The organism is Streptomyces sp. NBC_01635, assembly GCF_045209715.1.
Taxonomy (GTDB): domain Bacteria; phylum Actinomycetota; class Actinomycetes; order Streptomycetales; family Streptomycetaceae; genus Streptomyces; species Streptomyces hirsutus.
In genome coordinates this window covers 7,254,879-7,278,260 of record NZ_CP109277.1, presented here as the reverse complement: position 1 = coordinate 7,278,260, position 23,382 = coordinate 7,254,879, and the positions used below count along the sequence as shown (strand labels likewise).

Below are 23,382 nucleotides of genomic sequence, written 5' to 3'. Positions count from 1 at the left end.
ACGCGCGGCGCCGGGCGGCGGCATCGGCCCCGCCGACGGGACGGAGGGCCGGGGAAACCGCCCCGGCCGGGGGCGCCGGCGGGCCGGCGGAAGCGGCAGCCGGGTGTCAGACGGGGACGATCTCCCGCTCCAGCCGGGCGGCCAGACTGAGATAGCGGGCCCTGCGGGTCACCGGGACCAGGCCACGGATGAGGATCTGCCACATCTCGGCGGTGCGACGGGGCTGCCGGGCGACGGGCTCCCGGGAACGGCCCACGACGCGGGTGCCGATGAAGAAGCAGACGAGGGAGTGGGCCACGACGTCGATGTCGACCTCGGGGTGGACGTCGGACTCCTTGACCGCGCCGGCGAGTCGGGCGGTGACGAGGTCCATCCACTCGGTGAACGGATGGCTGAGCGGGGGGCGCGGCCGGGTGCCGCCGGTGGCGAGGCGGAGTCCGGCCCGCAGGACGGGGTCCTCGGCCGACTGGCGGGCTATGCCGAAGGTGAGGCGCATCAGCGCCTCCAGGGAGGTGTGGCCCCGGACCTCGGTGTCCCTGGCCAGTTTGCGGCAGGTGGCGGACTGGAGCTCCAGGATCGCGTGGGCCAGGTCCTCCTTCGCCGCGAAGTGGAAGTACAGGGCTCCCTTGGTGACGTGGGCGTGCTCGACGATGTCGCTGAGACTGGTCGATTCATAGCCCTGTCGGTCGAACAGATCGGCTGCGGCCGTGATGATCGTCGCGCGGGTCTGCTCGGCGCGTACCTGCCTCGCCATGGGCTGAACTCCTGGGCCGAAAAGGAACGGGTCATGCCGTTTGTTTTTACTGCGCGTACACAATAACTCACCCTGCGGCTGCGCTCATCACACCGGTTCGCCCCGTGACGCGGCATACATCCGGCACATCGACTACGGGCGCGGAAAGAAAACAGCGCGTCCGGTATCTGAGTGTGGCAGGTGTGCGGGCGAAAGAGAACGACGAGCGGTCCCGAGGGGAACTCGTCGCAACCGGAAGGGCTGTTGCTCATGGCCGGGCGTCCGGTGGGCCGGGGCGAGCGGGAAGGCGCGGAGCCGCCTGGCGTCCCGCGCGAGGAGGCCTGGCCGTCCGGGCGCCGCATGCCGCCGCGTGCACCCGTGAACACCCTGGAATCCGGGGGATGTTGATCAGCGCCCGGCCGTCCGGACACCGCGGAGCCGGTTCCGTACCGTCCACGTGGTTCGATGCGTAAGGGTGCCTTCCGCCCCTGTCACCTCAGAACTCACCGTTCATCACAATGCGGCAGCATCGTCTCACTTCACGTGGCTGTTCACTTGACTACCAGTAGCAAGACGCGATTGGCTCCCGTCCCAGCGGGAGTCATCCAATCGGCGTACACGCTGCGGTTCCGCCCCTGCTCACGTCCCCTTTTCTCGTCCCTCCCCTCTCCTCCAGCTCGGCGTACAGCGAGGTCCGCTCCCTCATGAACACTCGTCCCCCGGCCCATGGTTTCCCGAGACGGCCCGTCCGCCTCGCGGCCCTGGCGGCAGCCGTCGTCCTGATGGCGACCGGCTGTTCCGTCTTCGACACGGCCGACGACCCCTCGGATGCGAAGAGCGCGGGTGCGGCCGGCGACGGGATGAGCGTCGTGATGGTCACGCACGGCGGTGAGGGGGACATCTTCTGGGACCGGGTGAAGAAGGGCGCCGAGGCCGCCGCCGCGAAGGACGGCATCAACCTGACGTATGTGAGCGACGCGGACCCGGAGGGGCAGGCCGAGCTCGTGCGCAACGCCGTCCGCGACAAGGTGGACGGCATCGCCCTGACGCTGGCCAAGCCGCAGGCGATGAAGGGGCCGGTGGAGGAGGCGCGCAAGGCGGGCATCCCCGTCGTCGGGCTCAACTCCGGTATCGACGCCTGGAAGTCGTCGGGGCTGCTGGAGTACTTCGGTCAGGACGACGGCGTCGCGGGCCAGGCCGTGGGCAACAAGCTCAACGAGCTGAAGGCCAAGAACGCCCTCTGCGTCATCCACGAGCGGGGCAATGTCGGACTGGAGGCGCGCTGCGCCGGCATGCGGAAGACGTTCGACGGCAAGTTCGAGAACCTCTACGTGGACGGCTCCGACGAGCGCGCCGTCTCCGGCATCGTCACCGCGACGCTGCGGCAGGACCCGACCATCGACGAGGTCGTCGCCAACGGCGCGCAGTACGGCCTCCTCGTGGCCGAGGCCGCCAAGAAGGCGGACACCGGGGCGCGGGTCGCCTCCTTCGACCTCACCGAGGAGCTGGTGGACGCCGTCCGCGGCGGTGACATCCAGTTCGCCGTCGACCAGCAGCCCTACCTCCAGGGCTATCTCTCCGTGGACGCGCTGTGGTTGTACCGAACCAACGGCAACATCAGCGGCGGCGGGGTGTCGCCCGTGCTCACCGGGCCGGCGTTCGTCACGAAGAACAACGCGGCCTCGGTCGCGGAGTTCGCCGCCAACGGCACCCGGTGACGGACACATCCGGTGAGGACGTACCCAAAGATTCGGTTACGAACAGACCGTACGGTCACTTGTGCGGATAGCATCCTGCGCATCACCTGTGACGTACCGGACGTACGCCCTCCGCGCGCGTCCGCAGCCCGTCCCCCTCCTGCCCCCTGCCCGCTTTTCCGATGATCCGACCGCTCTAGGACGACGATGTCTCCACGGACAGGTGCCCGGCGCCGTCTCGGCTCCATACGTCTCTCGCTGGTCCTCCTGGCACTGGTTCCCACCGTCACCCTCACCGCCATGTGGGGCGTGACGACGATCCAGATGTTCTCGGAGGGGCTGCGGCTCCGCTCCCAGACGGAGCTGAGCCGGTCGACCGGCGCGATGGGCACCGACGCGACCCTGGCGTTGCAGCGGGAGCGCGGGCTGACCGCCACCTGGCTGGCCTCGCCGAAGGACTCCCGGGCCGCCCTCGACGCGCAGCGCGAGAAGACCGACGCCGCGGTGGCGAGACTGGTCGGACAGGCCGACGCGATCGCCGAGGCGCCGGCCCGCGTGTCGGACCCGCTGTACTCGGTGCTGGGTTCGGTGGGCAGCCTGGAGTACTACCGGAACCAGGTGGACAAGCCGAGCGACATCACCGCCGAGCAGGCGCTCGACCACTACTCCTCGATCATCCAGGACCAGATCCACGCCTTCCAGCAGCTGTCGCAGGTCGACGACGGCGACCTGACCTCCCAGGCCGGACCGCTGGTCTCGCTGGAGCAGGCGGCGGAGGTGCTCTCACAGGAGAACGCGCACCTCACCCTGGCCTGGCCGTCCGGAGAGCTCGAGGACGAGTCCTGGGCCACCTTCACGGAGCTGGTCACCACCCGCCGCTGGCTGGTCGAGGCCCAGATCGTGCCGTTCCTGCGCGGCAGCACCAAGACACAGGCCGAGCAGATCCTGCAGAGCCCCGAGTGGCAGACCCTGCAGGAGGTCGAGGACGAGGTACGCGACTCCCGTCCCACGGCCGAGGACCGGAGGATCAGCCTGCCGGACGCACAGAAGCGGTGGGACGCCGCTCTGGACAAGGTCGCACCCCAGTACGCCGCCCTGATCGAGGAACAGACCGGCGCGCTGCTCACCCGCAGCGCCGACGAGGCCCGCAGCATGCTGCTGACCGCGGCCTCGCTCAGCGCCGGCGGACTGGTCGCCCTGCTGCTCAGCGTCGGCATGTCGTGGCGGATCACCCGCTCCCTGTCCCTCAGACTGCGCGGGCTGCGCATGGCCACCCTCAGCCTGGCCGAGGAGCGACTGCCCGACGTGGTGGCGCGGCTGGAACGGGGCGAGAAGGTCGACGCCGAGTCGGCGATCACGCCCCTCAACTACGGCCACGACGAACTCGGCCAGGTCGCCCAGGCGTTCAACACGGCGCAGCGCACCGCCGTGCACACGGCGGTCGAACTCGCCGACACCCGGCGCGGTTTCCAGAAGGTCATCCTGGGCATCGCCCGCCAGAGCCAGAACCTGGTCAACCTCCAGCTCAGCAAGCTCGATCTGCTGGAACGCACGCACACCGACCCCGAGGTCCTCAAGGGACTGTACGAACTCGACTCCACGGCCAGTCAGTTGCGACGGTACGAGGAGAACCTGGTCATCATCAGCGGTGAGCGGCCCGGCCGTTCGTGGAGCGAGCCGGTCGCGCTGATCGACATCCTGCGCAGCGCCGTCGGTGAAGTCGCCGAGTACCAGCGGGTGGAGGTGCACACCGACGAGGAGGTCGCGCTTGCTCCGCCCGCGGTGGCCGACGTCATCCACCTGCTGGCCGAGCTGATCGACAACGCGACGGTGTACTCACCCGCGCCGAGCCCGGTCGAAGTGCGCGCCGCGCTGGTGGCCAAGGGCCTCGCCGTCGAGATCGAGGACCGCGGCCTGGGCCTGTCGGAGGACGACTACGCCTCGATCAACACCCAGTTGGCCAGCCCTCCGCAGTTCGACGTGGTGGCGCTCGCCGACGACCTCCGGCTCGGCATGTTCGTGATCTCCCAGCTGGCCCACCGGCACGACATCACCGTCACCCTGCGCCCGTCGCCGTACGGCGGGACGACCGCCATCGTGCTGATCCCGCACGCCATCGTGGTGCGGGACGCCCCGGGCACACCCCGGGAGGCCGCACCCGCCCTCGCCGGCGCGACGAACGGGCACCGCCGGGCGGACGGCACGGACAGCACGGCCCCGGGGGCCCTCGGCGACACCGCCACCGGCGTCAGGGAAGCCACGGACGCGGCGAACCCGACGCACGGGACCGACGGCACCGACCCGGCACCCGACACGACCATCGCGGACACCGGGAACACACGGGCTCCCGGGGAAGTGCCGGCGCTCCCGTCCCGGTCCGGGGCCTCCCAACGGATCTCCGCCCGCCCGGCCGCCGCTCCCTCGTCCGCGCCCCGGGCGAACGGGCTCACGCCTCTCCCCCGCAGGGTGCCGCAGACCAGCCTGGCCGCCGAACTCCGCGAGGAGGCGGTGATGCCGCCCGTCGAGGACGACGCCGCGAGCTTCACGGCGGAACACGCCGCCTCATCCCTCGCCGGCTTCCAGCGCGGCACGTCCGAGGCACGCGACGACGACGGAGACGCCCGTGCCGATGCCGCGCCACCCGCCGCGGACGACGACGCGACGGAATCCTCCGGAGTACCCGCAGAGGTGACGGCCCCCTCCCGAGAGCTCTCGACACCGCCCGCCGACCGCTGAACACCGAACGCCGAACACCGAACGCCGAAGAAGGAACACAGTCATGACACGCCCCGTACCCGCCACTCACACTCAGCTCGATCAGCTGCTGACCGGACTCGTGGAGCGGGTCGCCGACGTGAACCAGGCCGTGGTCCTGTCCGAGGACGGGCTGGTGGTCAGCAAGTCCACCGGGTTCCTGCGCGACGACGCGGAACGTCTGGCGGCCACCGCGTCCGGGCTGATGAGTCTCAGCAAGGGCGTCAGCATGGACTTCCGCGGCGGCCCGGTGCGCCAGGCGCTCATCGAGATGGCCAACAGCTATCTGATCCTCACCTCGGCCGGGCCCGGTGCCCATCTCGTGGTGCTCACCGGCCCGGGTGCGGACGTCGGCGTGGTCGCGTACCAGATGAACATGCTGGTGAAGAAGATCGGCGAGCACCTCAGCGCGGCGCCCCGGGGTACGACAGGCCCCTCCGACTCCGGCGCATGAGGTGGCCGAAGGCGATTTCGCGGGCCGGCTCGTCCGACCGTTCACCCTGACCGGTGGCCGGACGCGGCCGAGCCGCGCCGACTTCACGCTCATCACGATGGTGACGACGGTCGAGCCCCAGCCCGTGGAGGCCGCCCGGCCCCAGCCCGAGCACACACGCATCCTGCGGCTGTGCGCGGAGCCCCTCGCGGTGGCGGAGCTCGCGGCGCGTCTCGACCTCCCGATGAGCGTGGTCGTGATCATGCTCTGCGATCTGCTGGAGGCGGGCCGGATCACCGTCCGCCCGCCGCACCACGTCACCCGCACCAAACCGGACCTGGATCTGCTGCAGAAAGTGAGGGACGGCCTTGGCCGGCTCTGACATCACCGCTCCGGCGCCCACCGAGCGTCCGGCACCCGACACGGTCAAGATCCTGATCGCCGGGGGCTTCGGCGTGGGCAAGACCACCATGGTCGGCTCGGTCAGCGAGATCGCCCCACTGCGCACCGAGGAACCGCTGACCATGGCGGGCCTCGGCGTCGACGACCTCGAGGGCATCGAGGAGAAACGTGCCACCACCGTGGCGCTGGACTTCGGCCGGATCACCGTCTCCGACGACCTCGTGCTGTATCTGTTCGGCACGCCGGGCCAGCAGCGGTTCTGGTTCATGTGGAACGACCTGTCCCTCGGCGCGCTGGGCGCGGTGGTCCTGATCGACGTGCGCAGGCCCGAGTCCAGCTTCGCCGCGATCGACTTCTTCGAGCGCCGGGGCATCCCGTTCGTCATCGCCGTGAACGGCTTCCACGGGGAGCACCCGTACCCGGTCGAGGACATCCGGGAGTCGCTGACGCTGCCCGAGGGCGTGCCGGTGCTGCTGTGCGACGCACGGGACCGGACATCGTCCAGGGACGTGCTGATCGCCCTGCTGGACCGGCTGATCGCCACCGCCGCGCCGACGGGGTGAGGCGTGGGGGGAACGCAGGTGGGGCGCGGCCCTCCGCGGGCCCCGCCCCACCCCCTCGGGGAGGAATCGTCACCCCGGAGGAACCTTCGGCCGACGGAGCGTCCGGGGACGGCCCGTCAGACCAGCCCGGCCGACTCCAGCCAGGCCTTCGCCACGTCCAGCGGGTCCTTCTTGTCCAGCTGGACCTGGGCGTCCAGGCCGAGCAGGGTCTCGGTGTCCAGCTTGGCGGAGACCTCGTCGAGCGCGTCGACACCCTCCTGGGAGAGTGCGTCCTTGTGGACCAGCGGGGTCACGTTGGCGAAACCGAAGAGGTTCTCCGGATCCCCCAGGACGACGAACTTCTCCTTCACGATCGTCGGGTCCGTGGTGAAGATGTCCGCCGCCTGCACCTCGTTCTGGGCGAGCGCCGCCTGAGTGAGCGGGCCGCCCGCGTCCAGCGCCTTGAACGACTTGAACTCCAGCCCGTAGACGGACTTCAGTCCCTCCAGGCCCTGGCGCCGGGTCTGGAACTCGGGCGAGCCGCCGATCACCAGCTCCGGTGCGACGTCCTTGAGGTCGGCGAGGGTGGACGACGCGGTGAGCTTGTACTTCTTCGCCGTCTCGGCGTTGACGCTGACGGAGTCCTTGTCCTCGGCCGGCGACGGGTCCAGCAGCGTCAGCTTCTTGTCGAGCTTGGCCTTGACGGCGGTGTTGACGGCGTCGGGGGACTCCTGCTCGGCCTCGGGGTCGAGGTAGGCGAGCAGGGAGCCGTTGTATTCGGGCAGAACGGTGATGGAGCCGTTCTTCATCAGACCGTAGGTCGTCTCCCGGCTGCCGATGTTGTGTTTGTAGGTGACCTTGAGGCCCTTGGCCTTGAGTGCTTCGCCGTAGATGTCGGCGAGCAGGGTGCTCTCGGCGAAGTTGTTGGAACCGACGACGACGGTGCCGGCTTCCGCCTTCTCCTCCTCGAGGGGGTTGTCGGAGGTGCCGCCGGACGAACAACCCGCGAGCAGGGCCGTCGCGGCGGTGAGCGCGACGGCCGCCGCACCGGTGTGCCTCGTCCTGGACCAGCTGCTCTTCGCGGTAGAAGTCATCCACCGATCCAATCCAGCCGCTTCACTCTCCGTCAAGCGCGGCCGGATCACAGTTGTCACTCGGCGGTCCGTGCGCGGGAATCCTTCGCGCGGCCCTCTCGCCTGCGCACCCCCGGGGACACCACGCATCGTCCCGCCGCCCAGAACAGCACGAGCGTGACGAGGGCCAGGAACGCCACCAGCGTGGCGCCGCCGACCACCTTCTCGTAGTCGCGCTGGTAGAGCCCGTCGATGATGTACCGGCCGATGCCGCCGAGGCTGACGTACGCGGCGATGGTGGCCGTCGACACGATCTGGATGGCCGCCGAGCGCAGACCGCTGAGGATGAGCGGCAGCGCCACCGGCACCTCGACCTGGAAGAGGATCCGCGACTCGCGCATGCCCATGCCCCGGGCCGCGTCCACCGGGGAGGGGTCCACGGTGCGGACGGCCTCGTAGGTGGTCACCAGGATCGGCGGGACGGCCAGGACGACCAGCGGGATCATCACGGGCAGCAGGCCGAAGCCGATCAGCAGGACCACCAGCACCAGCAGGCCGAAACTGGGCAGGGCGCGAGCGGCGTTGGCGACGAAGGCGAGCGCGTTCCCGCCACGGCCGGTGTGTCCGGTCAGCAGGCCGACGGGCAGGCCGATCGCGGCGGCGACGGCGAGCGCCAGCAGCGAGTACTGGAGGTGTTCGAGGAAGCGCTGCGGAATGCCGTCGTAACCCTGCCAGTGGGCGCTGTCGCCGAAGAACGCGTGGGCGAAGTCGAAGATGTTCACAGGGCCTCGGCCTCGGCTTCCCGGAACTTCCCCGGACCCACGGCGGACCTGGTCCCGGGCTGTGTGCCGCGGGGCATCCAGGGCGTGAGCAGGACCCGGAGCAGGACCAGCAGGGCGTCGCACAGGATCGCCAGGACGGCCATGGTGATCACGGCGTTGACCGCGAGTTCGGGCCGGTCGTACTTCTGCGCGGCCGCGAGCAGGTTGCCGAGGGCGCCCTGGTTGCCGATCAGGGCGCCGACGCTGACCAGGGAGATGCTGGACGCGGTGGCGACCCGCAGGCCGGCGATGATGGCGGGCGCGGCGATCGGCAGCTGCACCTGGGTGTAGCGCCGTACGGGGCCGAAACCCATGGCGGTGGCGGCGGCCAGGGTCTCGTCCGGTACCGAGCGCACGCCGTCGACGATCGCCGGGATCAGCACCACCAGGCTGTACAGGGCCAGCGGGATCATCACGGTGAGTTCGGTCTGGCCGGTGTAGTCGATGAGGACGACGAAGAACGCCAGGGACGGGATGGCGTACAGCACGGTCGTCAGGCCGAGCACCGGCGGGTACAGCCAGCGGAAGCGGCCGCACAGCTGGGCGACGGGCAGCGCGAGCAGCAGCCCGGCCGCGACCGGGATCAGCGCCTCCCTCAGGTGCAGTCCGATCAGGCCGGCCCAGCTGTGCTGGAGGTCGCTGGGGATGGTGAAGAAGCCGCTCATCCGGCGACCTTCTCGTCGCCGGCGCGGCCGCCTCGGTGCGCGGTGCGGCCGTCCTGGTGCGCGGTGCGGATGGCGTCGCCGATGGTCTGCTGGGAGACGACTCCCCGCACCCGGCCGGTGTCGTCCACGGCGACGGCCCAGCCGGTCGGGGAGAGCACGGCGCAGTCGAGCGCGACGCGCAGCGAGTCCACGCCGGGTACGAACGGCCGGCCGTACGGCAGGAGCTGGTCGGGCCGGATGTCCCCGGCGGTCAGCCGGCGCGGCTCGGACCAGCCGAGGGGGCGCCCCTCGCCGTCGGTCACCAGGAGGTGGGCGGCGTCGGCCGCGCCGATCCGCTCCGCGGTGGCGTCCGGCGGGATCACGGTGTCGGTGGCCAGTTCCAGCGCGGTGGTGGTGAGGAAGGAGAGCCGCCGGATGCCCCGGTCGGCGCCGAGGAAGTCCTCGACGAACGCGTCCGCGGGGTCGGAGAGCAGCTCGGCGGGCGGCGCGTACTGGGCGAGCCGGCCGCCCTCGCGCAGGACGGCGACCATCGTGCCGAGTTTGACCGCCTCGTCGATGTCGTGGGTGACGAAGACGATGGTCTTGCCCAGCTCCTCCTGGATCCGCAGGAGTTCGTCCTGGAGGCCCTTGCGGACCACCGGGTCGACGGCCGAGAACGGTTCGTCCATCAGCAGCACCGGCGGGTCTGCGGCGAGCGCCCGCGCCACTCCGACGCGCTGCTGCTGGCCGCCGGAGAGCTGGTACGGGTACCGCTTGGCCATGGCGGTGTCGAGGCCCACCCGCTCCATCAGCTCCGCCGCCCGCTCCCGGGCCCGCTGCTTGCCCCAGCCGAGCATGCGGGGCACGGTGGCGATGTTGTCGACGACGGTGCGGTGCTGGAACAGTCCGGCGTTCTGGATGACGTATCCCATGGACCGGCGCAGGGTGGTGACCGGTTGCCGCTGGATGTCCGCACCGTCGAGCAGGATCGTTCCCTCGGTGAGTTCGACCATGCGGTTGATCATGCGCAGGGTGGTCGTCTTGCCGCAGCCCGACGGTCCGACGAGGACGGTGATCGAGCGGTCGGGAATCTCCAGGGAGAGCCGGTCGACCGCCACCGTGCCGTCCGGATAGCGCTTCGTGACTGATTCGATCCGTATCAAGACGCCGAATGCCCTTCGGGTGGCTGGAAACTTCTGGCCGAGACGGCCGCACGGTCTGCCGCCGGTCGAGTGTAGACGGCGCCTCCGACATCACCCGGAGAGCGCGTTGTCCGCGCCTCCCGTGTCCCCGCGCCCCTCGTCTCCGGCACGACCGGCCGCCGGACGGGCGGCCCCGACCGCCGGTCGGGGCCGCCCCACGCCGCCACCTGCCCAGCGCCCACCACGGGAAACCCTCTTCGAACCCGCTGTTCGAACCCCCTCCGGGGCCGGGTACCCCCGTATGGGCGGGTGGGGAAAGTACGACTGCTCGTCGTGGACGACGATCCGCCGACAGCCGACCTGGTGGCGACCGTTGCCCGGTACGAGGGCGGGGAGGGCGTCACCGCCCACTCCGGTGAGGAGGCGCTGCGTCGGGCCGCCGCGTTCCGGCCGGACCTCGTGGTGCTCGACGTGATGCTGCCCGACTCGACGGCTCCGGCGTACTGGACCGGCTGCGCGGTTCCCGGGCGATGCTGCCGGTGGTGTTCCTCACCGCCCGCCAGGGCGCACGGCGGCGACATCGAGCTGAGCACCGGCGGACCGGGGCCGACGGTCTTCACCGTACGGCTGCCGTTCGACGGTCCCGGTCCCACGGGCCGTTGATGCCGGACGGGTCTTACGGACCGGTGACATGCGGGCCCCGGAGCTGCTCCGGGGTGGGGGCGCGGGCCTAGCGTGGGCGTATGCGTGTCATGGTCACCGGCGGTGCCGGGTTCATCGGGTCCCACGTCGTGGAGGCGCTGCGGGCGCGCGGGCACGAGCCCGTGGTGTACGACGTCCGCACCGATCCGGCGGCGGACGTCCGCGTCGCCGGTGCCGTGCGCGACGCCCTGTCCGGTGTCGACGCCGTCTGCCATCAGGCGGCGATGGTCGGCCTCGGGACCGGTTTCGCCGACGCCCCCGACTACGTCTCCCACAACGATCTGGGCACCGCGGTGCTGCTGGCCGCCATGGAGGAGACCGGCGTGGGCCGCCTCGTCCTGGCGGGGTCGATGGTGGTGTACGGCGAGGGCCGCTACTCCTGTGCCCGGCACGGGGTGGTGCGTCCGGGCCCGCGCGCGGTCGCCGACCTCGCGGCCGGACGGTTCGAACCCCTCTGCCCCGTCTGCGGGGCGGCCCTCTCCCCCGGCCTGGTCGGCGAGGACGCTCCCGTCGACCCGCGCAACGTGTACGCCACGACCAAACTGACGCAGGAACACCTGGCCGCCGCGTGGGCCCGCTCGACGGGCGGGACCGCGGTGTCCCTGCGCTACCACAACGTCTACGGTCCCCGGATGCCCCGTGACACCCCCTACGCGGGTGTGGCCTCCTTCTTCCGCTCGGCGCTGGCCCGCGGTGAGACGCCCCGCGTCTTCGAGGACGGCCGTCAGCGCCGGGACTTCGTCCACGTACGGGACGTGGCGTCGGCCAATGTCGCGGCGCTGGAGGCCGATACGGCGCGGGGCGCGCTCACCGCGTACAACACGGGCAGCGGCACGCCCCACACGGTCGGCGCGATGGCCCGCGCCCTGGCCTCGGCGTACGGCGGACCGGAACCGGTCGTCACGGGCGAATACCGCCTGGGCGACGTCCGCCACATCACAGCCGACTCCTCCCGCCTGCGCACCGACCTGTCCTGGAAGCCGGAGGTCACCTTCGAGGACGGGATGCGCGAGTTCGCGGCGGCGGGGTTGAGGGGGGACTGAAGCCCTGGCAACGACGGCAGCCGGCGGCAGTCGCAGTAGGCGGCCTGCGCGCGTCAGGCGCATCGCGCGACCGCGCGCGGCGGGCGGCGGGCGGACGACGAGTCGCTGCGGCCGGGTCAGGCCTCCGCGGTCGGAAGGGTCACCTCGAAGCGGCAGCCGCCGGTGACGTTGCGGACGGTGGCAGTGCCCCGGTGGGCCTCCACGAGGCCGCGGACGATGGCGAGGCCGAGGCCCGCGCCGGCGGGTGGGGTGCGGGCGTGGGTGCCGCGCCAGCCGGTGTCGAAGACACGGGGCAGGTCCTCCTCGGGGATACCGCCGCAGCCGTCCGTCACGGACAGGACCACGCCCTCGGCCGAGCGTTCGGCCGCGACGGCGACGGTGCCGTCGGCCGGTGTCCGGCGGATCGCGTTGACCAGCAGGTTGCCCAGGACCCTGCTCATCTCCCGGCCGTCCACCTCCACCGGTACCGACTCGACGCGGTCGTCGACGAGCCGTACACCGTGTTCGCGGGCGAGCGGGTCCGCGCCAGCGAGGGCGTCGCCGACCAGGTCGTACAGGGACATCCGGGAGAGGGACAGGGTGAGGGCGCCCGCGTGGATGCGGGAGAGTTCGAAGAGGTCGCCGACCATGTCGTTGAGCCGTTCCACCTCGGTGCGGATCTGGCCGAGGTAACGCTCGGGATCGGCGGCGACGCCGTCCTCCAGCGCCTCGGCCATCGCGCGGAGTCCGGCGAGCGGGGTGCGCAGATCGTGGGAGATCCAGGCGACGAGTTCACGCCGGGAGGACTCCAGGGCACGCTCACGGTCCCGGGACTCGGCGAGCTTGCGGCTGGTGGCCTGCAACTCCCTGCTGACCGCGACGAGTTCGGCGGTGGCCGGGCCGGCGGGGGCGGCGAATTCCCCGCCCTCGCCGAAGGAACGGGCGGCGAGCGCCAGGTCCCGGCTGCGGGCGACGACCCAGCGGCCCAGGAGCAGCGCGGTCGCCATGGAGACCACGGCGGCCATCGCGACGACGGTCGTCACCACGGTCAGGTCGTGCGCCGAGAGGAACATCGCCCGGGCGACGGCCAGCGTGCCCGCGAGCATCGCCGTGACCGCAACGGCCGCGACCACCGCGAGATGCGCGGTCAGCGTCCACCGCCGGATCAGCAGCAGGACGCACGCGCCGAGCACCCCGGCCGCGGCGGCGCCGAGGAAGGCGAACAGGGCGATGAGCAGTGTGTCGCGCACGGTCACTCTCCCCCGGCCGCCGGGTCGAAGCGGTAGCCGACGCCCCACACCGTCTGGATGAGACGGGGCCGCGCCGGATCGTCCTCGACCTTGCCGCGCAGCCGCCGCACATGGACGGTGACGGTGGACAGGTCGCCGAAGTCCCAGCCCCATACCTCCCGCATCAGCTCCTCCCGGGTGCAGGCCCGCCCGGGGTTGCGCAGCAGGAACGCGAGGAGGTCGAACTCGCGGACAGTCAGTGCCAGTTCGGTGCCGTGCTTGGTGGCGCGGCGGGCGGCGGGGGCGACCTGGAGCCCGGCGGCGCGCAGAACACCGGACACGGGAGGGGCCGCCGGGCGGGCGCGGCGCAGTACGGACTCGACGCGCAGCACCAGTTCGCGCGGGCTGAAGGGCTTGGTCACGTAGTCGTCGGCGCCCACCTCCAGGCCGAGGATGCGGTCGTCCTCGTCGCCGCGCGCGGTGAGCATGATGACCGGCACGGGCCCCCGGCCGCGCATCCGGCGGCACACCTCCAGGCCGTCCATGCCGGGCAGCATCAGGTCGAGCACGACGAGGTCCGGCCAGTGGTCAGCCGCCCTGGTGAGCGCGTCGGGACCGTCGCCGGCCCGGTCGACGACGTATCCGGCGCGGTCGAGGTAGCCCGAGACGACCTCGGCGACGGTGGGGTCGTCGTCGACGACGAGGACCCGGGCGCCGGGCTTCGCGGGTGACTGCTGCTGCTCCATGCGGCCAGCCTCGCACCACGCGCGTGCGGACGTCGGCCGCCGGCCGCCGACGTCCGCGTTTCGTAAGGAGACGATGTCCGGTATGCCGGGTTCGCGTTCGTAGGGTGAAGCCCGTGACCACCTCCCCTTTCTCCTCCTCCGCCTCACCCTCATCCGGATCGCCGCAGGAGCCGTCGGCGGGCGTGGACCTCGTCCTGCCCTGTCTCGACGAGGCCGAGGCCCTGCCGTGGGTGCTGGAACGCGTCCCGCCCGGCTGGCGCGCGCTCGTCGTGGACAACGGTTCGACGGACGGCTCGGACCGGATCGCCCGCGAGTTCGGCGCGACCGTCGTCCGCGAGAAGCGGCGGGGCTTCGGAGCTGCCTGCCACGCGGGGCTGACCGCGGCCACCGCCGACATCGTGTGCTTCTGCGACTGCGACGCCTCTCTGCACCCGGCCGAACTGGTGCCGTTCGTCCGGGAGATCCGGGCCGGCGAGGCCGACCTGGTGCTCGGCAGGCGCCGGCCGAAGGCGCGGGGCGCCTGGCCGGCCCATGCCCGCGCGGGCAATCTCGCGCTCGCCCGGTTACTGCGCCGCCGCACCGGGCTGCGGCTGCACGACCTCGGTCCGCTGCGTGCGGCCCGGCGCACGGACCTGCTCGCCCTCGGTCTGACGGACCGGCGCAGCGGCTATCCGCTCCAGATGGTGGTGCGGGCCGCCGACGCGGGCTGGAAGGTCACCGAGCACGATGTCCCGTACCTGCCCCGTTCCGGCGCCTCGAAGGTGACGGGCACCTGGCGCGGTACGTTCCAGGCCGTACGGGACATGAGCCGGGTGCTGCGTGAGGTGCCGGAGCGTACGGGGGTGGCCTCGTGACCGAGCCGATCGGTCCGATCAGGCCGACCGAGCCGACCGGTTCGTCCGAGCCGTGCGAGTCCTCCGAGCGCTCCTCCGTGACGCCCGGCGCCTCCTTCGGCTCCATGACCCTGCTCGTCATCGCGAAGGAACCCCGTCCGGGCCGGGTCAAGACCCGGCTGACGCCGCCGTTCACGCCCGAGGAGGCGGCGTGGCTCGCCGAGGCCGCGCTGGCGGACACCCTGGACGTCGTGGTGCGCACGCCCGCGCGGCGGCGGGTGCTGGTGCTGGACGGCGCCCCGGGGCCCTGGCTGCCGACCGGCATCGAGGTCGTACCGCAGTGCGCGGGCGGCCTCGACGAACGGCTTGCCGCGGCCTTCGCGCGGTGTGACGGGCCCGCCCTCCTCATCGGGATGGACACGCCCCAGGTGACTCCGGAGCTGCTCACCGTGGATTTCGCGGACTGCGACGCGTACTTCGGTCCCGCCGAGGACGGCGGCTTCTGGGCGCTCGGCCTGGCCGCGCCCGACCCCGGCCTGCTGCGCGGGGTCCCCATGTCGGCGCCGGACACGGGCGCTGTGCAGCGGCGGCGGCTCGCGCACCTGAGGGTGCGGGAACTGCCGCGGCTGCGGGACGTGGACACGGCGTACGACGCCGAGGCGGTCGCCGGCGCGGCACCGGGCGGACGGTTCGCCGCCCGGCTGGCACGGCTGACGGCGACGCACCGGTGAGCGCGGTACCGGTGCGTTCCGTACCGGCGACGGTCGTGCCCGTCGGCCGTCAGCGGACGCCCGGTCCGCCGGAGGCCTCTCCCGAGCGCTCCTGGTCCGCCGACCCCTACTCCGACGCCCTGCGCACCGGCCGGGGACCGCTGTTCCTGCGCCGTACGGACGGGTGGCTGCTGCCCCTGGACGTCGAGCGGTGGTGCGCGCCGGCCGACGCCGCCGACTTGGAGGTGCTCGAGCACTGCGAGGGCACGGTGCTGGACGTGGGTTGCGGGCCCGGCCGTCTGGTCGCGGCGCTGGCCGCCCAGGGCAGGCGGGGACTGGGCATCGACGTCAGCGAGGCCGCGGTCGCACGGACCGTCCGCTGCGGCGGGCAGGCGCTGCGCCGTTCCGTCTTCGACCCGTTGCCCGGCACCGGCCGCTGGGGCACCGTCCTGCTCATGGACGGCAACATCGGCATCGGCGGCGATCCACCCGCCCTGCTCGACCGGCTGGCCCGCCTGCTCGCACCGGGCGGTCTGCTGATCGCCGAGACGGCACCGCAGCCGGACGTCGACGAGCACGTCCTGGTCCAGGTCACCGACGCCCGGGGCACCCCCGGCCCGCCCTTCCGCTGGGCCCGCCTCGGTACCCCGGCCCTGCTGCGGCACGCGGACCGCGCGGGCTGGCACACCGACGCCCGGTGGTCGACGGGCGACCGCTGTTTCGTGGCGCTGCGCACCGGCCGGCCGGCGGCCCGGCCTGCGCACTGATCCTCGTACGGAGAAGGGCGGGCGGCCGAGGCTCCGCACCTCGGCCGCCCGCCCCTTGTCCCCTCCGGCGCGCTGTCAGTCGTCGACCGGCGGGCGCCCGTCCCCCACGCGTTCACACCGCCGGTGCCGTCCCCGGGACCGCACCGCGAACAGGACCGCCGAGCCTGCGAACAGGACGGCCGTGAGGATCAGCCAGCGGGTCGCGTAGCTGTCGGCGGACAGCCCCGTGGCGCCGGGGTAACGTTCCGACACCCTGCCCGTGATCAGCGGGAACCACACGAGCAGAAGGAGTCCGGACAGGGCGGCCGGAACCCGTACGTGGTTGATCCGCCCCCGGCGCCGGCCGGCGCTCTTCACCAGCGCGCGGTCGGCCGCCGCGTACAGGGGCAGCAGGACCAGGTCGTGGAGCACGGCCGCGCCCACGAACCACAGGGCGATCAGGAGCCGGTCGCCGTCGAGCAGCCGCACCCCCGCATACCCGCACAGGGCGAACGAGCAGAGCAGCAGGAGGGTTCGGGGAGGACTGCCGAGCACTGCCGCACACCGCGGCCCGGGCCGCGAGTACCGCGTGGACCGAACGAACCGTGTCATCGGGCAGGCTCCTCACAGATCGCCGAAGGTCAGCCGGGCGACCCATTTGGTGTTGAGCACGCCGGGCGCGCCGGGGACGATGATCCGCGCCGGGTGGCCGTGGTCGGGGGACAGCTCCTCGCCGTTGACGGACAGGGCGAGGAGGGAGCGCGGGTCGGCCACCTGGTTGGCGCGCAGCGCTGCGCGCCGGAAGGCGCCACGGCGCTGCAACGACTCCACGAAGACGTCGACCGGGTCGTCGTGGCCGACGAGTGCGGCGAGGTCCCGCAGCCGTACGCCCCGCCACCACTGGTCGGAGGTGGACCAGCCCTCCACGCAGGCGATGGGCAGTGCCGCACTGTGCTGCGGCAGGGCGAGCAGGCCGGCGCGGTCCAGCCGGACGGTGCCCGTCCGCCCGGCGACCACCAGCCGCCACGCGTCCTCGCTCGTCTCGGCCGGGTGGATACCTGCGTACGCGGCCGTCTTGTTGATCTGGAAGGCGTTGGGTCCGGTGCCGGGCTCGGGGCCGCCGTGCGGGGTGAGGACGGCGGTCTCGCGCAGCGGCCCGTCGAAGCTGCGTCCGGCGGAGGTCGCGAACAGCAGCAGTGAACCGCCGCCGACCAGCCCCAGCGCCCCGCGCCGCGAAACCGTCGGCGGATCCGGCTCGGGGGCCGCCAGGTCGTCCCTGCCCTCGCCCTCGTCCCCGCCCACGTCGCGCTCTTCCTCGCCGCTCTCCCCCGCGCCTTTCCGCTCCTCCCGCAGCCGCCGCAGGTTACGCAGCGCCACCGGCGTCTTCAGCACCGCGTGGACGACGAACGCGCCGAAGAACACCCAGGCGCCGTAGAAGTGCAGCGGGTAGAAGGAGCCGGGGAAGAGGTAGTCGAGCTGGACGTTGAGGATGCCCGTGACGAACTCGAACAGCGCCCCGCCGACGAGGAGGAGCAGCGAGATCCGCTCCAGGGCGTGGGCGACCGAGCGGACCGGCGGGAGGGTGAACAGCCTGGGCGCCACCGACCACAGCTTGGCCAGCAGCACCGGGACGAGGGTGAGCCCGAGCGTGACGTGGACGCCCTGGGTGAGCCGGTAGAGCCAGGGCGGGTCGGTCGGCCAGGCGAAGAGGTAGAAGCCGAGGATCCCCTTGTCGGGGGTCTTGTCGTTCACCGGCGACAGGCCCGGGTTGTACGCGGCGTACGACAGGAGTCCCGTCAGGAACAGGACCGTGAGGCCCACGAGGAGCACCAGCCCGAGCACCGAGGTGAACGGGGTGCCGCGCACCGGGCTGCGCCAGAAGCCCGGCGAGAACGGGCCGTGCGGGGTGCCGCCGCGCCGCAGAGCGGCGGAAGGACCGGCGGGGAGGTCTTCGGGGAGGGAGGGCCGTGACGAACGTGCCATGCCCCGACCGTAGGACCGGAGCACCCCGGAAAGGGCCGGCGAACGATGACGAAACTCTGACGTCCCCGCTCGTCAGCCGCCCGGCGAAGGGCGTCCGGCCTAGCGTGACGGCGTGACCTGTGATCATCCCCCGGCCGTCCGGCCCTTCGCTCCTCCCCTCGACCGGCGTGGCCTCGTCCGGGATCTCGCCGTGGTCGTGGCGGCCGCGCTGCTCGTCCTGGCCGCCGTGCTGATCGGCGGCGCCGTCCAGCGCCGCGACGGCACGCTGCAGGTCCCTTGGCCGCCACTGCTGGCCCACTGGTCGCCGCACGTCGGGCCGGGCACGCCGGCGGCGCTGGTCGTGGCGGCCGCCGCGGTGGTGTACGGCCCGTTCCTGGCGGCCCGTCTGTCCTGGCGACCACTGCTCCTCACCGTGTGGGGGATGTCGCTGACCTGGACGTGGTCGCTCGCCCTCGTCGACGGCTGGTTCCGCGGCGTCGCCGAGCAGCTGACGACACAGCATGAGTATCTGCGGGCCGTCGACCGCTTCCAGGACGTCCCCGGTGCCCTGCGCGGCTTCAGCGGGCACATCCTGCTCGACGCCCCGGACAACTGGCCCGCCCATGTGGCCGGGCATCCTCCGGGCGCGACCCTCACCTTCGTCCTGCTCGACCGGATCGGTCTGGGCGGCGGAGGCTGGGCCGGCGCGTTCTGCATCACCGTCGGCACCACGGCGGCGGTGGCGGTCCTGGTCGCCGTACGTGCGCTCACCGAGGAGTCCCTGGCCCGCCGTGCCGCGCCGTTCCTGGTGCTCGCCCCGGCCGCGGTGTGGGTGGGCACGTCCGCCGACGGCTACTTCACGGCGGTCGCCGCCTGGGCGGTCGCCCTGCTCGCCCTCGCCGTGACCGGGCACCGGCCGGCCTGGAGCGGCCTGGGTTCGGGACTGCTGTTCGGACTGACCGTGTACCTGTCCTACGGGCTGACGCTGTTCGCGGTGATCGGCGCGGCGGTCCTGCTGCTGGGCGAGTGGCGCCGGCGGCCCCGGTTCCTGCCCCGGCTGCTGCCTCCGCTGGTCGCCGGGTTCCTGGTGGTACCGGTGGCGTTCGCCGTCCTGGGCTTCGACTGGTGGGAGGCGTACCGGCTGCTGGTGACCCGCTACCACCAGGGAGCGGGCGGGGTCCGGCCCTACGGGTACTGGATCTGGGCGAACCTCGCCTGCACGGTGCTGATCGCCGGCCCGGCGACGGTGGCGGGACTGCGCCGGTGCGTGGGCGGCCTGCCGGCCCGGCGGTGGCCCGCCCCGCTCACCGGCGGTCCGGTTCTCCGCCTCGCCCTGCTGGTGCTGTCGGCGCTGCTCGCGCTGCTGATCGCCGATCTGTCCGGGATGAGCAAGGCCGAGACGGAACGCATCTGGCTGCCGTTCGTGTTCTGGCTGCTCCCCACCGGTGCCCTGCTGCCCGCCCCGCGCGCCTGGCTCGCCGGGCAGGCGGTCCTCGCCCTGCTCCTCAACCATCTGCTGCGCACCGGCTGGTAGGGCGGGGCTTTCGCCGACCGCCGAAGGGCCGCCGGGAATCCCGGCGGCCCTTCGGTATCAGTGCGGTGCGCGGTGTGCGGATCAGTCCTCGGCGGGCCGCAGCTTCAGCGAGATGCTGTTGATGCAGTACCGCTGGTCCGTGGGCGTCGCATACCCTTCACCCTCGAACACGTGCCCGAGGTGCGAGCCGCAGCGGGAGCAGCGCACCTCGGTGCGCACCATGCCGTGCGACCGGTCCTCGATCAGTTCGACCGCTTCGGAGTCCCGCGGGTCGTAGAACGAGGGCCAGCCGCAGTGCGACTCGAACTTGGTCTTCGAGGTGAACAGCTCGGCGCCGCAGGCGCGGCACGCGTACACGCCCTCGGTCTTGGTGTCGGTGTACTCACCGGTGAAGGCCGGTTCCGTGGCCGCCTGGCGCAGCACGGCGTACTCGGACGGCGACAGTTCCGCGCGCCACTGCTCGTCCGGCTTCTCCACGTCGTACGACATGAGCCTCCAGCCCTTCTCCTCTTACGCCGGCATTCCTGCTTCGACGCGCTTACTTCGACAGACGGTCCAGGATCAGCGGGCCGAGGTCGGTGACGTCGCCCGCTCCCATGGTGAGAACCAGATCACCGGGCTTCGCCATTCCCGCGACGGCCTCCGGGATCTCCGTCCTGTCGTGCACCGGCGTCACGTCCGCGCCGGCCGCCCGCGCCGCGTCGATGATCAGCTCGCTGGTGACGCCGGGGATCGGATCCTCGCGGGCCGGGTAGATGTCGAGGACGACCGAGGAGTCGGCCAGGGCCAGGGCCTGGCCCATCTCCTTGCCCAGTTCCCGGGTGCGGGAGAAGAGGTGCGGCTGGAAGACGACCAGGATGCGGGCGTCGCCCGCCGCGGCGCGCATCGCCTCCAGGTCGGCCGTCATCTCGGTCGGGTGGTGCGCGTAGGAGTCGATGACCTGGACGCCCGCCGCCTCGCCCTTGAGCTGGAGGCGCCGGTTCACGCCGGTGTACGCGGCCAGCGCCGGGGCCAGTTCCGCGGCCGGGATGCCGAGCGCGGCGCCCGCGGCGAGCGCGGCCACGGCGTTGTGCGCGTAGTGGCGGCCCGGGACGGACACCGTGAAGGTGAGCGGGGTGCCCTCGAACTCGACGGTCACCTCGCTCTTCAGCCCCTGCGGGACGACCGACGTCACCCGCACGTCGGCGTCCGGCGACTCCCCGTACGTCACCGTCCGCACGGAACCGGCGGCCTCGGCGGAGCCCGCCGCGTCGCGCAGGCGCCGGGTCAGTTCCCGCGCGCCCTCGTGGTCCGACGAGATCACCAGTGTGCCGCCGGGCACGATCCGGGCGACGAAGGTCTCGAAGGACTCGTGGATCTCCTCCATGGACGCGTAGTTGGCATGGTGGTCCAGCTCCACGTTGAGGATGATCGCGACCTCGGGCGCGTACTTGTGGAAGCTGCGGTCGGACTCGTCCGCCTCGGCGACGAAGATCTCGCCGTCGCCGTGCAGCGCGTTGGAACCGGGTACGTCCAGGTCGCCGCCGATGGCGTACGACGGCCGGCGGCCCAGCTCGGCCAGGGAGACGGCCAGCATGGAGGTGGTCGTGGTCTTGCCGTGGGTGCCGGCCACCGCGATCGGGCGCAGGCCCTCCATGAGGGCGGCCAGCGCGTCGGAGCGGTGGACCACGGGCACGCCCAGTTCGGCCGCGCGGACCAGCTCCGGGTTGTCCTCGCGGATCGCCGACGACACGACCACGCAGCTCGCGTCGTCGGCCAGGTGCCCGGCGGCGTGCCCGATGTGCACGGTGGCACCCAGCGCGCGCAGCGCCTCGGCGGTGGCGGACTCCTTGGCGTCGCTGCCCGCCACCTCGGCGCCGCGCTGGGCGAGGATCTTCGCGATGCCCGACATCCCGGCGCCGCCGATGCCGATGAAGTGCGGTCGGTCCATGGCGGTAGGAAGGCCGGGTGCCATGCGTGTTTCTCCCCAGTGGTGACGAGTGTGCGGGTCGTACGAGTGGTGCGACGAGCGGGACGAGGGTCCGGGCGCCCTCGTGCGAAGGCGCCGCCCCAGCCTATGCCTTGCTGTGCGAGAACAGTTTCAGCACCGGCACCCCCACCTTGTGCCGGGCCCGGGAGGCCCAGTCGCGGTGGAAGAACTCCTCCACGTAGTGCGGATCGGTGAGCACGATCACCTCGTCGGCCCCGGCCTCCTGGACCATCGCTCTCAGGGCGTCCAGCGGGTGGTTCTCGATCAGCCGGCCCTCGGCCACGTGGCCGGCGGCGCGCAGCGCCTGCAGGGACACCTCCAGGGCCCGCTCCCCCGTGGTCTTGGCCTCCTCGCCCTCGGGGGTCTCCCCCTCGCGGACGGCGTCGTCGAGCTCGCCGAGGGCCACGTCGTCGATGGCCCGCAGCAGCCGGTCCGCCTGCTCTCCGCGCGGCTGGAGCAGCACCTGGAAGGTGACCCCCTCGTCGCCGTGCAAGGTGGTGACGAAGTCCACGTCGGCGGACGTCAGAGCCTTCTCGATCATCAGTACGCTTGTGAACACCAGGCGCCCCTTCTCCTCGGAGGGCTGCGGGCCCTCTTTCTCGTGGGCCGAGCCAGGCCCTGCGGAAACCATCCTGCCCCGTGTTCGCACGGGCACTGCCGGATTCAGTCTGCCCGTCGCGGTATCAAGCGGAACGGAACATTCCGCCGATTACCGGACCAGCGGTAACCGTCGAACCCGTTTCCGCATATTTCCGGCCGCGGAACCCGGCGACTTCCGGCCACACCCGGCCGCGTCCGGACCCCTCCGGCCACGCCGGGATCAGGGCCGTGCGTACCGCGTGAACAGGAAGCCGTCCTCCTCCAGCATCGACTTCAGCGTGAAACGCCGCGGAAGTGTCACAGCGGGCCCCCCGGCGATGCGCTGGGCATCACCCGCGGTGAGCATCGGGGCGACGGTCAGACAGAGTTCGTCCAGCACCCCGGCCGCCACCAGCTGCCCCAGCAGTCGCGGGCCGCCCTCGGTCAGCAGCCGGGTGTACCCCCGCTCCGCGAGGGCCCGGACCGCACGCCCCGGGTCCACGCCCGCCCCCTCTCCCGCGGTCACGACCCGGACCCCGGCCGCCTCGGCGGCCGCGACCCGGTCCGGGGGCGCGGCGGAGCCGGTCAGGATCAGGGTGGGCACCAGCGGGGAGGCGAACAGCGGCAGGGAGAAGTCCAGGTCCAGGCTCGCGGACACGACCGCGACCGCCGCCGCCGGCCCCTGCCCGGCCGCCTCCCGCGCCGCCGCGAACTCGGCACGCGCGCGTGCCGGACGATAGCCCTCCTGCCGAACGGTTTCCGCACCCACGAGCACGACGTCCGCCAGCGCCCGCAGCGTGCCGAAGATCCGCATGTCGGCGGGGCAGGAGATGGGCTGCGAGCGGCCCTCGTGCTGGGCCGCACCGTCGAGCGTGGACACCATGTTGGCCCGCAGCCACGGCTCCCGGCCCCCGCCGGGCCCCGAGCCCGCCTCCGCCTCCGCCTCCGGGTAGGCGTACACGGCCGCCAGTTCGGCCAGGCTCCACTCCCGGCCGGCTCCGTCCTCGCCTCCACCGCCTCCGGGGCCGCCACGGCCGCCTCCGGACGTACCGGACCTCCCGCCGGGAGCTGCTGTTTCGTCGGTCACAGGGAACAGGCGTCGCATGACG

23 protein-coding genes and 1 pseudogene are annotated in these 23,382 nt (G+C 72.4%); 11 read left to right on the top strand and 13 right to left on the bottom strand.

Going from position 1 to position 23,382, the window contains the following annotated elements:
• Positions 1-106 precede the first annotated feature (106 nt).
• Positions 107-754, bottom strand: coding sequence for a ScbR family autoregulator-binding transcription factor (locus OHB56_RS33860; protein ID WP_326755527.1), 648 nt, complete (start codon positions 752-754; stop codon positions 107-109).
• Positions 755-1,437: 683 nt separating this feature from the next.
• Here OHB56_RS33860 and OHB56_RS33855 point away from each other — a divergent pair.
• The 5 genes from OHB56_RS33855 (at position 1,438) to OHB56_RS33835 (ending at position 6,582) form a co-directional block, all read left to right on the top strand.
• Positions 1,438-2,451, top strand: coding sequence for a substrate-binding domain-containing protein (locus tag OHB56_RS33855; protein WP_406357490.1), 1,014 nt, complete (start codon positions 1,438-1,440; stop codon positions 2,449-2,451).
• 186 nt (positions 2,452-2,637) lie between these two features.
• A complete protein-coding gene (locus tag OHB56_RS33850; protein ID WP_406357488.1) occupies positions 2,638-5,166 on the top strand; it encodes a nitrate- and nitrite sensing domain-containing protein in 2,529 nt (842 codons plus the stop codon).
• Between the two features lie 43 nt (positions 5,167-5,209).
• A complete protein-coding gene (locus OHB56_RS33845; protein ID WP_055596934.1) occupies positions 5,210-5,638 on the top strand; it encodes a roadblock/LC7 domain-containing protein in 429 nt (142 codons plus the stop codon).
• A 1-nt stretch (position 5,639) separates the two neighbouring features.
• Complete coding sequence (locus OHB56_RS33840) at positions 5,640-5,999, top strand: DUF742 domain-containing protein (RefSeq protein WP_055626696.1); 360 nt, start codon at positions 5,640-5,642, stop codon at positions 5,997-5,999.
• Positions 5,986-6,582: an ATP/GTP-binding protein gene (locus tag OHB56_RS33835; protein WP_055596936.1), complete on the top strand. Its 597-nt coding sequence runs from the start codon at positions 5,986-5,988 to the stop codon at positions 6,580-6,582. Before OHB56_RS33840 ends, OHB56_RS33835 begins: the two co-directional genes overlap by 14 nt.
• A gap of 116 nt (positions 6,583-6,698) precedes the next feature.
• Here the strand turns inward: OHB56_RS33835 and OHB56_RS33830 are convergent, their stop codons facing one another.
• Genes OHB56_RS33830 through OHB56_RS33815 form a run of 4 tightly spaced genes read right to left on the bottom strand, consistent with a single transcriptional unit; the run spans position 6,699 to position 10,262 of the window.
• Positions 6,699-7,655, bottom strand: coding sequence for an ABC transporter substrate-binding protein (locus OHB56_RS33830; RefSeq protein WP_406357485.1), 957 nt, complete (start codon positions 7,653-7,655; stop codon positions 6,699-6,701).
• A 56-nt stretch (positions 7,656-7,711) separates the two neighbouring features.
• On the bottom strand, positions 7,712-8,416 hold the full coding sequence (locus OHB56_RS33825; protein ID WP_326755520.1) for an ABC transporter permease: 705 nt from the start codon (positions 8,414-8,416) through the stop codon (positions 7,712-7,714).
• Positions 8,413-9,120 (bottom strand): ABC transporter permease subunit, encoded by a 708-nt coding sequence (locus tag OHB56_RS33820; protein ID WP_326755519.1) that lies wholly within the window; start codon positions 9,118-9,120, stop codon positions 8,413-8,415. The genes OHB56_RS33825 and OHB56_RS33820 overlap by 4 nt, the downstream gene beginning before the upstream one ends.
• On the bottom strand, positions 9,117-10,262 hold the full coding sequence (locus tag OHB56_RS33815; RefSeq protein ID WP_406357482.1) for an ABC transporter ATP-binding protein: 1,146 nt from the start codon (positions 10,260-10,262) through the stop codon (positions 9,117-9,119). Before OHB56_RS33815 ends, OHB56_RS33820 begins: the two co-directional genes overlap by 4 nt.
• Positions 10,263-10,550: 288 nt before the next feature.
• Between OHB56_RS33815 and OHB56_RS33810 the strand changes: the two are divergent.
• A pseudogene (locus OHB56_RS33810) lies at positions 10,551-10,876 on the top strand (response regulator); the annotation flags it as partial.
• Positions 10,877-10,984: 108 nt separating this feature from the next.
• On the top strand, positions 10,985-11,986 hold the full coding sequence (locus tag OHB56_RS33805) for an NAD(P)-dependent oxidoreductase (RefSeq protein WP_065000994.1): 1,002 nt from the start codon (positions 10,985-10,987) through the stop codon (positions 11,984-11,986).
• A gap of 116 nt (positions 11,987-12,102) precedes the next feature.
• Here OHB56_RS33805 and OHB56_RS33800 read toward each other — a convergent pair whose 3' ends face one another.
• Both OHB56_RS33800 and OHB56_RS33795 read right to left on the bottom strand, forming a co-directional pair.
• Positions 12,103-13,215, bottom strand: coding sequence for a sensor histidine kinase KdpD (locus OHB56_RS33800; protein WP_055596994.1), 1,113 nt, complete (start codon positions 13,213-13,215; stop codon positions 12,103-12,105).
• A 2-nt stretch (positions 13,216-13,217) separates the two neighbouring features.
• Complete coding sequence (locus tag OHB56_RS33795) at positions 13,218-13,940, bottom strand: response regulator transcription factor (protein WP_065000995.1); 723 nt, start codon at positions 13,938-13,940, stop codon at positions 13,218-13,220.
• 104 nt (positions 13,941-14,044) lie between these two features.
• On the opposite strand from OHB56_RS33795, the gene OHB56_RS33790 reads away from it, so the two are divergent.
• From OHB56_RS33790 to OHB56_RS33780, 3 genes are all read left to right on the top strand, one after another.
• Positions 14,045-14,794 (top strand): glycosyltransferase family 2 protein, encoded by a 750-nt coding sequence (locus OHB56_RS33790; protein WP_406357479.1) that lies wholly within the window; start codon positions 14,045-14,047, stop codon positions 14,792-14,794.
• A 104-nt stretch (positions 14,795-14,898) separates the two neighbouring features.
• On the top strand, positions 14,899-15,504 hold the full coding sequence (locus OHB56_RS33785; protein ID WP_055596998.1) for a DUF2064 domain-containing protein: 606 nt from the start codon (positions 14,899-14,901) through the stop codon (positions 15,502-15,504).
• Positions 15,501-16,250, top strand: a complete 750-nt coding sequence (locus tag OHB56_RS33780) for a class I SAM-dependent methyltransferase (RefSeq protein WP_406357477.1) — start codon at positions 15,501-15,503, stop codon at positions 16,248-16,250. The genes OHB56_RS33785 and OHB56_RS33780 overlap by 4 nt, the downstream gene beginning before the upstream one ends.
• A gap of 75 nt (positions 16,251-16,325) precedes the next feature.
• On the opposite strand, the gene OHB56_RS33775 is transcribed toward OHB56_RS33780, so the two are convergent.
• Together OHB56_RS33775 and OHB56_RS33770 are read right to left on the bottom strand one after the other, a co-directional pair.
• Positions 16,326-16,841 (bottom strand): hypothetical protein, encoded by a 516-nt coding sequence (locus OHB56_RS33775; RefSeq protein WP_326755516.1) that lies wholly within the window; start codon positions 16,839-16,841, stop codon positions 16,326-16,328.
• Between the two features lie 12 nt (positions 16,842-16,853).
• Entirely contained in the window at positions 16,854-18,212 is a 1,359-nt protein-coding gene (locus tag OHB56_RS33770; protein ID WP_326755515.1) for a molybdopterin-dependent oxidoreductase, read from the bottom strand.
• 112 nt (positions 18,213-18,324) lie between these two features.
• Here OHB56_RS33770 and OHB56_RS33765 point away from each other — a divergent pair, with 112 nt between their 5' ends.
• Positions 18,325-19,725, top strand: a complete 1,401-nt coding sequence (locus tag OHB56_RS33765) for a hypothetical protein (RefSeq protein ID WP_406357475.1) — start codon at positions 18,325-18,327, stop codon at positions 19,723-19,725.
• Positions 19,726-19,806: 81 nt separating this feature from the next.
• Here the strand turns inward: OHB56_RS33765 and msrB are convergent, their stop codons facing one another.
• The 4 genes from msrB to OHB56_RS33745 all read right to left on the bottom strand — a co-directional run bounded on the left by msrB (position 19,807) and on the right by OHB56_RS33745 (position 23,378).
• A complete protein-coding gene (gene msrB, locus OHB56_RS33760) occupies positions 19,807-20,214 on the bottom strand; it encodes a peptide-methionine (R)-S-oxide reductase MsrB (protein WP_326755514.1) in 408 nt (135 codons plus the stop codon).
• Positions 20,215-20,263: 49 nt separating this feature from the next.
• On the bottom strand, positions 20,264-21,679 hold the full coding sequence (gene murC / locus OHB56_RS33755; RefSeq protein ID WP_326755513.1) for a UDP-N-acetylmuramate--L-alanine ligase: 1,416 nt from the start codon (positions 21,677-21,679) through the stop codon (positions 20,264-20,266).
• Between the two features lie 100 nt (positions 21,680-21,779).
• Positions 21,780-22,253, bottom strand: coding sequence for an indole-3-glycerol phosphate synthase (locus OHB56_RS33750; protein WP_326755512.1), 474 nt, complete (start codon positions 22,251-22,253; stop codon positions 21,780-21,782).
• Between the two features lie 261 nt (positions 22,254-22,514).
• On the bottom strand, positions 22,515-23,378 hold the full coding sequence (locus OHB56_RS33745; RefSeq protein WP_406357472.1) for a pyrimidine reductase family protein: 864 nt from the start codon (positions 23,376-23,378) through the stop codon (positions 22,515-22,517).
• Positions 23,379-23,382 lie beyond the last annotated feature (4 nt).